Genomic DNA, 13,068 nt, shown 5'->3' on the forward strand with positions numbered 1-13,068 from the left:
AAGTTGCTGGGTAATGCGCTGTATTGGGGTGCGCGTTATCCGGGGCAGTACGCGAAGGTCGTCGCGGATTCGGGTTTGGTGTCGGACTGGGTGGAAGAGACCCTGCGTTATGACACCTCGAGTCAGATGATCGCCCGCACCGCGACCGAGGACCTCGCGTATCACGGCGGGGTGGTTCCGGCGGGGGCGAAGGTGTTGTTGCTGATCGGTTCGGCCAACCGGGATGCGGCGGTGTTCGAGGACGGTGACAGTTTCCGGATCGAGCGTGCCGATCGGTCCGGGCTGGTGAGTTTCGGTGCGGGTGTGCATTTCTGTTTGGGGGCGCACTTGGCGCGTGTGGAAGCGACGGTGGCGCTGACGGAGTTCGCGTCGCGTGTGCGGTCCTACGACGTCCTCGAATCCGGGATCGCCCGGGTTCATTCGTCCAATGTGCGTGGCTTCGCGCACCTACCCATCACCGTGGAGACCCGATGAGCCGTCCATCCGACCGGATCCGTATGCCGGGATCGCCGCGCAGGCCCGTGTGGAGCCGGTCATGAGAATCCGCGCCGATCTCGATCTGTGCCAAGGGCACGCGGTCTGCCAAGCCGAGGCTCCCGAGGTGTTCACGGTGCCCAGACGCGGGCAGGTCGAGATCCTGCACGACGTACCGGACGCCGAACTCCGGCCCGCCGTGGCGGACGCGATCCCTTATTGCCCCACTCGAGCCCTGTCGATCGCCGACGAAGGCGCGACCGACTCCTCTCCGAAAGGTACCGACTGATGCCAGCTTTCGACCGCGCCGAGCTCGACGAGATGATTCAGCGCTGGATCGTGGAGAACCAGCGCTGCGAGGAGAAGGGGGACTGGAAGCCCCTCGCGCAGATGTACACCGAGGACGCCACCTACGGCTGGAACTACGGACCCACCCAGGAATTCATGGCCGTCGGACGCGACGAGATCCGCGAGCTGGCCCTCGGCCAGGAGATGGCCGGCCTGGAGGGCTGGACCTACCCCTACCAGGAATTCGTGGTCGACGACCGCACCGGCACCGTCATCGGGTTCTGGAAGCAGATCAGCGAGGCGACACGTCCGGATGGGCGCAACTACTCGCCCGAGGGCATCGGCGGTAGCTGGTTCCGCTACGGCGGCGACTTCCAATGGTCCTGGCAGCGCGACTTCTTCGACTTCGGCAATGTCTCGGCGCTGTTCGTCGAGATGATCACCGACAAGGCGCTCACCCCGGGGATGCAGAAGCGCATCGAGCGCTCGGTTTCCGGCGCGCCGCTGCCCGGCTGGTATCGCGTCGGCGAATCGCCCGCCTCGCTGTGGTGACCGACATGGCCGGACCTCAGAGCCGTTTCGCCGACCTGGACCGCGACACCCTGGCCGCTCTGCTGCCCGAACTGCTGCTGTGCGGGCACCTCATCGACCGCTCCGGCATGGCGCACTCGATCGCCGCGTTCGGCCGCGAGGGCATGACCGAGGTCGCCATCGAGGAGTGGCAGGTGGCCAGCCCGGTCTACACCCGGCGCATGCAGCGGGCGCTCGGCTTCGCGGGTGACGGCGTGGAGACCATCTTCAAGGGACTGCAACTGGACATCGGCGCTCCACCGCAGTTCATGGACTTCCGTTTCCGAGTCGACGACCACCACCACGGTGAGTTCTGGCTCGACCACTGCGGTGCGCTCGCCGACGTGGAACCGATGGGCGAGGACTTCGTCGTGTCGATGTGCCACGACATCGAGGACCCGACCTTCGACGCGACCGCGCTGGCCACCAATCCGCACGCCCAGGTCCGGCCGATCCACCGCCCGCCCCGCCGTCCGGCCGATCGCAAGCCGGTGTGCGCGTGGACGGTCGTGATCGACCCCGCGCACGTACCGCCGCCGGTGCCTGCCAACGCCGACCTGGTCGCCGGGTCGGTGGCGGCCGGACTGGATCTGGCCGCGATCGACCCCGCCGACGAAGGGCGGCCGGACTACTCCGGCCCCTTGCTCAGCGATGTGCGTTTCGCGGATTTCTCCCGCTCCGCGCTGGTTCGGCTCGCCGACGAGGTATGTCTGCAACATCACCTGCTCACCCTTGGTTTCCTGATCGCGGTGCGCGCTCGGGTGGACGCCGACGCGGCGCTGGAGATCGGACGTAAACAGTTCGCGGGCATCGCCGGGCTCACCAGTGAACGCCTGCGCGATTGTCTCGGTCTCGGTGACGACGCCGCCGCGCTGGCGACGGTGCTGCGGTTGCACCCCGCTCTGAATCCTCTGCCGTACACCGGAATCGAGATCGTGCCCGCCGGCGACACGGTCACGGTGACGTTCCCGGCCGCCAGTGGCGCGCACACCGACGGCACGTGGCCTTCGATGCTCGACCCCGAGCACCTGCAGCCGCTGAACGCCCTGGTCCGCGGTGTGAACCCGCGTTTCTCCGCCGAGGTCCTCACCGCGGGCGAGGACGGCTGGCATGCCGCGATCACGCTCGGCGACACACCGTTCCGGGAGGCGACGGAGGTGGCGCTGACCCGGTTCAGCACCGGCGCGGCCTTCACCTTCACCGACCGGGGGATACCCCTTCCGCTCACCGTCGTCTGACCGCACCACGCAGAGATGGAACGACATGGCCAACAACTTCGCCGACCTCTTCGAGCACTCCGTGGACGCCATGCCCGAGCGGGTGGCTCTCATCCAGTCCGGCCGTCGCGTGACCTACCGCGAACTCGACATCCGCGCCAATCGGCTCGCGCACCATCTGGCGAGCATCGGCGTGGGCGCGGGAACGCACGTGGGTTTCCAGATGCACAACAGCATCGAGACGATGGAGACGCTGATCGCGTGCTTCAAGCTCGCCGCCGTCCCGATCAACATCAATTACCGGTACGGCGTCGCCGAACTGGCCTACGTCTACGAGAACGCGGATCTCGAAGTGCTCGTGTACCACTCCTGTTACGGCGCCGCCGTCCGGGAGGCTGGGGAGCGAACGCCCGGTTTGCGGCACATGATTCGCGTCGCCGACGAATTCTCGCCGGACATCGACGATGTAGCGACGTCGTACGAGTCGGCCGTCGCCGCCGGAGCGACGGACCGTCCGGTGGTCGAACGCAGCGCCGACGACCTGTTCATGATGTACACCGGCGGGACGACCGGCATGCCGAAAGGCGTCATGTGGCGGCAGGAGGACATGTGGCGCGTCCTCGGCGGAGGCATCGACTTCTACACCGGTGAACCGGTCGCCGACGAGTTCCAGCAGTCCCGCACCGGCGCCCGGATCGATCCGAGTGCCTGGCTGGTGCTGCCGCCGCTGATCCACGCCGCCGCCATGATGCCCACCTTCACCGCGCTGTGGTCGGGCAACACCGTCATCTTCGAGTCCCGCTTCGACGCCGGGCGCGTCTGGCGGACCGTCGCCGAGCAACGCCCGCAGGTCATGGTGATCACCGGCGACGCCATGGCCAGGCCGCTGATCGAGGCGTATCGGAGCGAACCGGTGGACGCCTCGTCGCTGCTTGCCATCGCCTCCGGCGCCGCGCTGCTGTCGCAACCGGTGAAGAACACGCTGCTGGAGATGTTCTCGTGGGCGGTGGTCTCGGACTCCATCGGATCATCGGAGACCGGATTCGGCGGTATCGGGTTCGCCCAGAAGGACGACGATCCGGCGCGCGGCCCCCGCGTGCGGACCGGCCGCGGTGCGGTGGTCGTGGACGACGACGGCCGCCCCGTCGCGCCCGGTTCGGAAGGCTGGCTGGCCAAGACCGGCAACGTGCCGATCGGTTACTACAAGGACCCCGACAAGACCGAGAAGCTGTTCAAGTCCGTCGACGGCGTGCGCATGGTCGTCACCGACGACCGGGCCCGCGCCGAGACCGACGGGTCGATCACGCTGATCGGCCGCGGCAACATGGTGATCAACACCGGCGGCGAGAAGGTGTTCGTCGAAGAGGTCGAAAGCGTGGTGAAGACCCACGCCGCGATCTTCGACGCGGTGGTGATCGGCGTGCCGCACGAGCGCTGGGGGCATCAGGTCGCCGCGGTGGTGTCGCTGTCCGGGCCGGTCGAATTCACCGAGCTGCACGCGCACGTGCGCAAATTCCTGGCCGGATACAAAGTGCCCAAACAGGTCTGGGTCGCCGACACCATCGTGCGCGCTCCGAGCGGCAAACCCGATTACCGGTGGGCCGAACAGTACGTGGCCGGGCGAGGGCCCGACCACAAGGCGGACTGACATGATCCGGGTGATCCAATGGGCGACCGGCGGGGTCGGGCGGGCCGCCATCGAGGGCATTCTCGACCATCCCGAGCTGGAACTGGCCGGAGCCTGGGTGCACAGCGCGGACAAGGACGGCATGGACCTGGGCGAGCTGGTCGGCCGCCCGCCGGTCGGGGTGCGCGCGACCACCGATGCCGACCGCTTGCTCGCCACGCAGGCCGACTGCGTGCTCTACAGCCCGTTCATGGCCGACGCCGCGACGGTGCGCGCGATCCTGCGGTCCGGCAAGAACGTCGTCACACCGCTGGGCTGGTTCCATCCGCGCCGCGCGGAGCGGGAACGGTACGACGAGCTGTGCCGAGCCGCCGGAGTCACGCTGCACGGGACCGGAATACATCCCGGCGGCATCACCGAGAAGATCCCGCTGGTGGTGTCGGCGCTCTCGGGGGCGATCACCGCGGTGCGCGCCGAAGAGTTCTCCGACATCCGCACCTATGGCGCGCCCGAAGTGGTCCGGGACTGGATGCTGTTCGGCGCCATGCCGGAGCAGGCCGCGACCAGCGTCATGGCGAACGTGCTCGCGGGCGGCTACAGCCAGTCGGTGTGGATGATCGCCGAAGCGCTGGGCATCGCGCTCGACGAGCGGTTGCGGGTGACGCACGACATGGCGGTGGCCACCGCGCCGATCGATTCGCCCATCGGCCCGATCGCGCCCGGGCGCGTCGCCGCGCAGCGCTTCCGCTGGGAAGGGACCGTTCGCGGTACTCCGGTGATCACGGCCGCGGTGAACTGGTTCATGGGCACCGAGAACCTCGACCCGCCTTGGACCTTCGGACCCATGGGAGAGCGATACGAGGTCGAGATCGTCGGCGATCCCGGCGCGACGGTGACCTTCACCGGTATGCACGCGCACAGCGCCGCCGCGGGTCTGGTGCGCAACCCCGGCATCGTCGCCACGGCCATGCACTGCGTGAACTCGATCCCCTACGTCGTCGCCGCCGAGCCGGGTGTGCGCACGTATCTCGAATTGCCGCTGGTCGCTGGTCGCGCCGCCGCATGGCTGCGCGATGGTGACGCGGCCCGCGCGTCGGCCGCCGAGGCCGATCCCGACGCCGCGCGGCGCACTTCGCCGCGCTGACCGGCTCGCACGTTTCATCTAGGAGGTAGCAATGGCAGCTCCGGCATTTCCGGTCGGATTCGATTTCACCGACCCGGCGCTGTGGGAGAACCGAAGTCCGGTAGAGGAATTCGCTCAGCTACGCCGGACCGCCCCGGTGTGGTGGAACGCGCAATCCGACGAGACGTCCGGTGGTTTCCACGACGGCGGCTACTGGGTGGTCAGCAAGCTCGCCGACATCAAGGAGATCTCCAAGCATCCGGAGCTGTTCTCCTCGGAGCGGAAAGGGGCCATCATCCGCCTGCCCGGCGACATCACGCCGGAACAGATGGCGCTCACCGGCGCTCTGCTGGTGAACATGGACCCGCCCAAGCACTCCAAGATCCGGCGGATCATATCCAAGGGCTTCACGCCGCGGGCGGTGGAGAACCTGCGCGCCGCGCTCACCGAGCGCGCCGAGCGGATCGTGCACGAGGCCAGGAAGTCCGGCGGCGGCGACTTCGTCGAGCAGGTCGCCTGTGAACTGCCGTTGCAGGCCATCGCCGAGCTGATCGGCGTGCCGCAGGAGGATCGGAAGAAGATCTTCGACTGGTCGAACCAGATGCTCAACTACGACGACCCCGAGTACGGCGATCCCGCGATGGCCTCGGCCGAAATCCTCGGTTACGCCTGGAATATGGCCGAGCAGCGCCGTGCCTGCCCGGTGGGCGACATCGTGAGCGAGCTGGTGCACGCCGACGTCGACGGCGAGGCGCTCGGCTCCGACGAGTTCGGTTTCTTCGTCATCCTGCTCGCCGTGGCGGGCAACGAGACCACCCGAAATGCCATCACGCACGGGATGAAGGCCTTCGTCGATCACCCGGAACAGTGGGAGACCTACCGGCAGCAGCGTCCACGTACCGCGCCCGACGAGATCGTGCGATGGGCCACTCCGGTGACCGCCTTCCAGCGCACCGCGACGGAGGACCTGGAACTCGGCGGGCAGCGGATCCGGCAGGGTCAGCGGCTCGGATTGTTCTACAGCTCGGCGAATTTCGACGAGGAGGGCTTCGAGAATCCGTTCACGTTCGATGTCCTGCGCAATCCGAATCCACACGTGGGTTTCGGCGGCACCGGCACGCACTACTGCGTCGGCGCGAACCTGGCCCGGCTGGAGATCGATCTGATGTTCAACGCCATCGCCGATGCGATGCCCGGCCTGCGGCAGGTGTCCGATCCGGTGCGGCTGCGGTCCGGGTGGATCAACGGCATCAAGAGCTGGCGGGTGCGCTACGAGTAGCTGCCGGACGCGGGCTCCCCGTCACGCGACGGGGAGCTCTCGCGTGCCCGGCCACGTCGTCAGCTGTCGTGGTCCTCGCGGCGCCTGCGGTAACGGACGGTGCAGGGCTGCGCGAGCTGCACGACCATCTTGGAGTGGTCGTTGCGGTAGCTGTCCGACGGCTGGACCATCTCGAACTCCCAGTCCCGCAACAGCAGCGAGAAGATCGCCTTCAGCTGCATCAACGCGAACGCCGCGCCGACGCAGCGGTGGCGGCCCGCGCCGAACGGAATCCAGGTCCAGCGATTGACGAGGTCGGCTTGGTTGGGATCGATATAACGTCCGGGATCGAAAGCGTCCGGGTCCGGGAAGTCCTCCGGGATCCGGTTCGAGATCGCGGGAGTGGCGGCGACGTGATCGCCGGGCTCGATCCGATGACCGCAGACGTCGAATTCGCCGCGCGCCACCCGCATCAGGATGATCAGCGGTGGATGCAGGCGCAGCGTCTCCTTGAGCACGGATTCCAGCATCGGGATCTGGCGCAGCGCGCCGAAACTGATGTCCGAGCCGTCGGCGTAGAGCTCGTCGAGTTCGGTGACGACCCGGTCGAGCACCTCGGGGTGGCGCAGCAGTTCGATGATCGTCCAGGCCGCCGTGCCGGAGGTGGTGTGATGGCCCGCGAACATCATGGAGATGAAGATGCCGGTGATCTCGCTGGCGCTGAAGCGCGGTTCGCCGTTGTCGCCCGGGATCGAGATGAGCACGTCGAGCATGTCCCGGTCGTCCTTGCCGGTCGGCGGGTCGGCGGCCCTGCGGTCCATGATCCCCTGGACCAGTTCGACCAGCTCGGCCCGCGCCTGATCGCGACGGCGGAAACTCTCGATCGGGGCGTAGGGGTCGACGTAGGCCAGTGCGTCGGTGCCGCGTTCCAGGTCGTGGTAGAGGTGCGCGAAGCGGTCGTCGAGGTCGTTGCGGAACTTCAGGCCGATCAGGCAGGCCGAGGAGGTGTAGATGGTCAACTCGGCGAAGAAGTCGAGCAGGTCGATCTCGCCCTCGTCACCCCAGCGCGCCAGCATCCGCTGCACCTCACGGGCGATGGTGGCGGCGTGCCCGCGCATGTGTTCGGCGCGCAGCGCCTGGTTGTGCAGCATCTCCTTGCGGCGTTCCGGGCTGGCGTCGAAGACGACGCCCTCGCCGAAGATCGGCTTCATGAAGGGGTAGGCGGCGGCCTGGTCGAGGTCGTCGTCGCCGGAGCGGAAGAAGAACTCGTTGGCCTCCGCGCCCGACAGCAGGATGACCTGGCGCCCGGCCAGGTCGAACGAGCCGACGTCGCCGCACTCCGCGCGGACCCGGCGCATCAGCCCGATCGGGTCGACGCGGAACTCCTCCAGATGACCGTGCTCGTGGTCGCCTCCGGATACCCGACGTGGTTTCACCAGAGTCATTGGAAATCCTTCCCCAGATAAGTGTCCAAGTTTTATGATGGACACGTGTCTGGACAGTACTACGGTTAGCGAGCGTCCGGCAAGCCGCGGACCGCGACCGTAGTCGGATGCCAGGGCCGCGGGTGTGCCGCCGTCGCGCACAGCCCGTGACGAGAAGTGATCGGTGGTTTCGAATGAGTTTCGGCAGCCAAACCGTGCTGGTGACGTGGCGGTTACTGCGGTTGAAAGTCGCCGGAGCGGCGTTGCTCCTGCTCATCGTCGCGGTGGTCGCGGTCGCCGCGTCGATGTACGCCGGACGTTTCCGCTCGACGGTGGCCGTCACCGTCGAGACGCCCCGCTCCGGTCTGGTGCTCGACAGCGATGCCAAGGTGCGGATGCGTGGGGTGGAACTCGGCAAGGTGAGCGCCGTCGAGTTCCGCGGCGACCGGGCGCGTCTGCGCCTCGAGCTGGATCCCGAACTGCTGCGGCTGGTGCCCGCCAACGCGACGGTGGACATCCGCTCGACCACCGTATTCGGGGCCAAGTACGTGAATTTCGTGGTGCCGAGCGCTCCTTCGCCGACACCGCTGCGCCCCGGCTCGACGATCCGCGCCGAATCCGTCACCGTCGAATACAACACGCTGTTCCAGCGTCTGAGTGATGTGCTGGCGAAAGTCGAACCGGGCGAACTGAACGCCACCCTCGCCGCCTTGGACACGGCGTTGCAGGGGCGTGGCGACCGGCTGGGCGATCTGCTCGCTCGTTCGGACGACTACCTGCGGCAGATCAACCCGAGCCTGCCCGCGCTGCGGCGAGACCTGTCCGCTGCGGGCCAGGTCACCGGGCTCTACGCCGATACCGCCCCCGACCTGTTGCGCACGGCCGCCGACGCCACCACGATCAGCGGGACGCTCGCCCGGGGTGCGGAAGACCTGGACGCCGTGCTGCTCAACCTCGTCGGGTTGGCCGACACCACCCGGACGGCGCTGACCGAGAACGAGCAAGGACTCACCGCTGTGCTCGCGACCCTGCGGCCGACCAGCTCACTGCTCGATACCTACTCGCCCGTGCTGTATTGCGTAGTCGTCGGCATCGCGAAAGCCCTTCCCGCGGCCGAGGCCATCATCGGCGGATACAAACCCGGAGCCATCTTCAACGCCAGCTTCATGTACGGCGCGCAGCCCTACAAATATCCCGGCGACCTGCCGAAGGTGAACGCGACCGGCGGGCCGCGCTGTGCCGGGATCCTCGACCGGGTTCCCGACAGCCACGCCGACTATGTGGTCACGGATACCAACGAAGGCGCGCCGTTCACTCCTTCCATGGCGGTCATACCGAACGCGCCCAAGGTCTTCCAGATCCTCTTCGCCGGTATGCCCGGAGTGCCACGCTAGTCGGCGGCGGCCGCTTCCGGTTCGGTGGTGGGTCCGCGCAGGACGGTGCGCGGGTCGCCGTGGTCGGTCACCCGGCCGTCCCGCAGCAGCAGGCAATAGTCGGCGCGCAGGGCGTCCTCGCGCCGGTGTGTGACGTGCACGACCGTCACGCCGTGGGCTCCGACGTGGCGGACGGCGTCGGAGATCTCCTGCTGCGCGGCCGAGTCCAGACCGGTGGTCGGTTCGTCGAGCAGCAGCAGGTCCGACTCCTGGGCGAGTGCCTGTGCGAGCATCGCCCGTTGGCGCTGGCCTCCGGAGAGGCTGTCGAGCCTGCGCTCGGCCAGGTCGGTGATCGCCATCCCGTCGAGGCACGCGCCGACGATGGCGCGATCTTCCCGGGTGAGACGCCGCCATGCGCCGCGCTGCGCCCAGCGTCCCATGGCGACCGTTTCGCGGACGGTGATCGGCAGATTGGGGGGAACGCCGCTGTGCTGCACGACGATTGCCGGTCGCCGGAGATGGTGGCGGCGCACGGTTCCGGCGGTGGGCGTGATGACGCCGGCCAGGACGCCGAGCAGGGTGGATTTGCCCGACCCGTTGGGTCCGATGAGTGCGGTCACCTGGCCGCCCGGGATGGTGGCGGTGAACTCGCGCAGGACCGGATGTCCCCGGTACCCGGCCGTCACCTCGGCGATATCGACAGCTGGCGGCATGTAACTCCCGTCCACTCATTGAAATGAAAACCGTTATCATTGTAGAGTGCTGCGTCATGGAGTGGTTGGCCCCGTTCGAGGTTTCATTTGTGCAGCGGGCGTTGTGGGGCGGACTGCTCGTGTCGTGTCTGTGCGCTCTGGCGGGGACGTGGGTGGTGTTGCGCGGCATGGCTTTTCTCAGCGACGCGATGGCGCACGGCATGCTGCCAGGCGTCGCGATCGCGGCATTGGTCGGCGGAAACCTGTTGCTGGGCGCGGCATTCAGCGCCGCGGCGATGGCCGTCGGCGTCTCGGTGCTCGGCCGTGGGACGCGATTCGCCGCGGACACCGGCATCGGGCTGCTGTTCGTCGGGATGCTGTCGGCGGGCGTGATCATCGTGTCGCGTTCGCCCTCGTTCGCGGTCGACCTGACCGGCTTCCTCTTCGGTGACGTACTCGCCGTCGGAGAACGTGACCTGTGGTACCTGGTCGCGGCCACGGTTCTCGCGGCGGTGATCTCGGTGCTGGGCTACCGGGCATTCGTCGCGCTGACCTTCGACCCGCGCAAGGCGCACACCCTCGGATTACGGCCTCGCCTGGCGAACGTGGCGCTGATCGCTCTGCTGACCCTGGCGATAGTCGCGTCGTTCCACATCGTCGGCACATTGCTGGTCTTCGGTCTGCTCATCGCGCCGCCCGCGGCGGCCGTCTACTGGGTGCATCGCATCCCGGCGATCATGCTCGCCGCCGCCGCGCTCGGGGCGGTGGCCACCTTCGCCGGGCTGCTGATCTCGTGGCACGCGCACACCGCCGCCGGGGCGACCATCGCGGCGACGGCCGTCGCGCTGTTCTTCGTCTCGGCGCTGTCGTCCTGGGTGCGTGATCGGATCCGGTCCTCGCGCGGGACGCCGAGACCACTGGCCGTGCTCCTGGTACTCGCCATGATGACGCCCTTGATCGGTTGCGGGACAGGCGATTCTACTGGCCCTCCGGAGACGCCGCCGCACGGTTATGTGGCGGGCGCGCAGGAGGCCGACGAGGCGCAGCCGCGTCTGGTCGTGGTCGACAGCGGGACCGGCGCGGTGCGGGTGGTCGATCTCGTCACCGCGGACGTCATCGATCTCGGCCGAGCGGAAGGCGTCGGCCGCGTGACCGCCGACGGGCGCTACGCCTTCTTGTCCGCCCGCGACGGGGTGCGGATCGTGGACGCGGGCGCATGGACGGTCGATCACGGCGATCACGTGCACTACTACCGGGCACCCGTCCGCGATCTGGGCGCCCTCGCCGGTGGCCCGGTGTCGGCCGCGTATGCCGACAGTGCGGTGACCGCACTGGTTTCCGACGCGGGTGGCACAGCGCTGCTGGATCGGTCCGCGCTGGGCGCGGGGTCGCGACACGAGCGCGGCGTGATCGCCGACGGAGCCGCCGTGCCATACGCTGAGCACCTGCTGGTGGCCGTGCCCGCCCGGGACCGGATCGAGGTTCGTGCCCGAGACGGAGCGCCCGCCTCGGTCCTCGCCCAAGAGTGTCCGCGTCCGCATGGCTCGGCGGTGACCAGGCGTGGTGTCGTCTTCGGTTGCGCCGACGGCGCTTTGGTGGTGACGGCCAGGAACGCGGTGTTCAGCGGCGAGAAGATTCCCTATCCGCACGGCATCTCCGACGGCGACCGCGCGACCGCGTTCTTCCACCGCGCGGGCAGCGCGACGCTGGTGGCGAAGGCGGGCTCGCGCGGGGTGTGGGTGCTCGACGTCCGGCGCAAGTCCTGGACCGCGGCGGACACCGGTCCGGTGGTCGCGGCGAATACCGCGGGCGAGGGCGCGCCACTGCTGGTCCTCACCGCGGACGGCCTGCTGCACAGTTACGACGCCTTGTCCGGACGGGAGACCGCCGCGGCCCGACCGTTCACCGCGCCGGTACTCGACGGCGCACCCGCGCCGCTGATCCTCGTCGACGAGCACCGCGCCTACCTCAACGATCCCGCGGCGCGAGCGATCCACGAGATCGACTACGCCGACAACCTTCGTGCCGCAAGAACCTTCGGCCTCGACATCGTGCCCACGGCGATGGTGGAGACCGGCCGATGAGACGTGCCGCTCACTGGTGCGCGCTGTTCGCCGTCGCCCTGCTCGCGCTCACCGCATGCTCGAATGCCGACGCCGATCGCGACGGAGTCGTCGTCACCACCAACATCCTCGGCGATCTCACCCGCACCATCGCGGGGGACGCGGTCGAGGTCACCGTGCTCATGCCGGCGAACGCGGACCCGCACTTCTTCGCCCTCTCCGCCCAGCAGGCGGCCCGGCTCGAACGCGCGAGCCTGATCGTCTACAACGGTCTCGGCCTCGAGGAGAGTGTGCTGCGCAACGTCGAGGCGGCCGAGAGATCCGGAGTGGCAGGGGTATCCGTCGGCGCGGCGATCGATCCGATCGACTACTCCACGGACGACGCGGACGGCAGGCCGGATCCCCACTTCTGGACCGACCCGCGCCGGGTGCGCAAGGCGGTGGAAGTCATCCGGGACCGGATCATCGAGCAGGTCGACGGCGACGACGCCGCGACCGTGCGGATCGAAGCCGACCGCTACCTCGCCGAACTCGACCGGCTCGACCGCTGGATGACCGAGCGGTTCGCGACCATCCCCGCCGAGCGGCGGAAGCTGGTCACCAACCACCACGTCTTCGGTTACCTGGCACAGCGATTCGGCTTCGAAGTGGTCGGCGCCGTGATACCGGGCGGGACCACGCTCGCCGCACCGAGCCCGTCGGATCTCTCCGCCCTAGCCGGAGCAATCCGGGCCGCCGGGGTGGGCGCGATCTTCGCCGACTCCTCGCAGCCGGACCGCCTGGCCCGTGTGCTCGCCGAGCAGGCCGGTGTGCACGTGCGGGTGATCTCGCTGTATTCGGAGTCGCTCACCGAGCCCGGCGGCGGCGCCGGCACCTACCTGGAAATGATGCGGGCCAACACCGAATCGATCGTCCGCGGGCTCGCCACCGCTTAGTACCCGAACACCAGAACGAAAGAC

At 68.4% G+C, this 13,068-nt stretch carries 12 protein-coding genes; 10 read left to right on the forward strand and 2 right to left on the reverse strand.

Going from position 1 to position 13,068, the window contains the following annotated elements:
* The 7 genes from AB0L97_RS30775 to AB0L97_RS30805 all read left to right on the forward strand — a co-directional run.
* The coding region (locus AB0L97_RS30775) for a cytochrome P450 (RefSeq protein ID WP_364436336.1) at nucleotides 1-474 on the forward strand (474 nt) is incomplete at its 5' end.
* Between the two features lie 61 nt (nucleotides 475-535).
* Nucleotides 536-763: a ferredoxin gene (locus tag AB0L97_RS30780; protein WP_364436339.1), complete on the forward strand. Its 228-nt coding sequence runs from the start codon at nucleotides 536-538 to the stop codon at nucleotides 761-763.
* Nucleotides 763-1,314, forward strand: a complete 552-nt coding sequence (locus tag AB0L97_RS30785) for a nuclear transport factor 2 family protein (protein WP_355080159.1) — start codon at nucleotides 763-765, stop codon at nucleotides 1,312-1,314. Before AB0L97_RS30780 ends, AB0L97_RS30785 begins: the two co-directional genes overlap by 1 nt.
* Nucleotides 1,315-1,319: 5 nt before the next feature.
* The gene (locus AB0L97_RS30790) at nucleotides 1,320-2,570 is read left to right on the forward strand and encodes a hypothetical protein (RefSeq protein ID WP_356965575.1); all 1,251 of its coding nucleotides are present in this window, start codon (nucleotides 1,320-1,322) and stop codon (nucleotides 2,568-2,570) included.
* A gap of 25 nt (nucleotides 2,571-2,595) precedes the next feature.
* Nucleotides 2,596-4,197 carry an acyl-CoA synthetase gene (locus tag AB0L97_RS30795; protein WP_364436344.1) on the forward strand — a complete coding sequence of 534 codons (1,602 nt, stop codon included), beginning with the start codon at nucleotides 2,596-2,598 and terminating at the stop codon, nucleotides 4,195-4,197.
* A 1-nt stretch (nucleotide 4,198) separates the two neighbouring features.
* The gene (locus AB0L97_RS30800; RefSeq protein WP_364436347.1) at nucleotides 4,199-5,320 is read left to right on the forward strand and encodes a dihydrodipicolinate reductase; all 1,122 of its coding nucleotides are present in this window, start codon (nucleotides 4,199-4,201) and stop codon (nucleotides 5,318-5,320) included.
* 31 nt (nucleotides 5,321-5,351) lie between these two features.
* The gene (locus tag AB0L97_RS30805; RefSeq protein ID WP_364436350.1) at nucleotides 5,352-6,578 is read left to right on the forward strand and encodes a cytochrome P450; all 1,227 of its coding nucleotides are present in this window, start codon (nucleotides 5,352-5,354) and stop codon (nucleotides 6,576-6,578) included.
* Between the two features lie 59 nt (nucleotides 6,579-6,637).
* Here the strand turns inward: AB0L97_RS30805 and AB0L97_RS30810 are convergent, their stop codons facing one another.
* Nucleotides 6,638-8,002 (reverse strand): cytochrome P450, encoded by a 1,365-nt coding sequence (locus AB0L97_RS30810; protein ID WP_364436353.1) that lies wholly within the window; start codon nucleotides 8,000-8,002, stop codon nucleotides 6,638-6,640.
* 173 nt (nucleotides 8,003-8,175) lie between these two features.
* Here AB0L97_RS30810 and AB0L97_RS30815 point away from each other — a divergent pair, with 173 nt between their 5' ends.
* Complete coding sequence (locus tag AB0L97_RS30815; RefSeq protein WP_364436356.1) at nucleotides 8,176-9,375, forward strand: MCE family protein; 1,200 nt, start codon at nucleotides 8,176-8,178, stop codon at nucleotides 9,373-9,375.
* Here AB0L97_RS30815 and aztA read toward each other — a convergent pair.
* Nucleotides 9,372-10,067 carry a zinc ABC transporter ATP-binding protein AztA gene (gene aztA / locus AB0L97_RS30820; protein WP_364436359.1) on the reverse strand — a complete coding sequence of 232 codons (696 nt, stop codon included), beginning with the start codon at nucleotides 10,065-10,067 and terminating at the stop codon, nucleotides 9,372-9,374. The genes AB0L97_RS30815 and aztA overlap by 4 nt on opposite strands.
* A gap of 56 nt (nucleotides 10,068-10,123) precedes the next feature.
* On the opposite strand from aztA, the gene aztB reads away from it, so the two are divergent.
* Nucleotides 10,124-12,130 (forward strand): zinc ABC transporter permease AztB, encoded by a 2,007-nt coding sequence (gene aztB, locus AB0L97_RS30825; RefSeq protein WP_364436362.1) that lies wholly within the window; start codon nucleotides 10,124-10,126, stop codon nucleotides 12,128-12,130.
* A complete protein-coding gene (gene aztC, locus AB0L97_RS30830) occupies nucleotides 12,127-13,044 on the forward strand; it encodes a zinc ABC transporter substrate-binding protein AztC (protein ID WP_364436365.1) in 918 nt (305 codons plus the stop codon). Before aztB ends, aztC begins: the two co-directional genes overlap by 4 nt.
* The last annotated feature ends 24 nt before the right edge of the window (nucleotides 13,045-13,068 follow it).

This window comes from Nocardia sp. NPDC051911, from assembly GCF_040681035.1.
GTDB lineage: Bacteria > Actinomycetota > Actinomycetes > Mycobacteriales > Mycobacteriaceae > Nocardia > Nocardia sichangensis.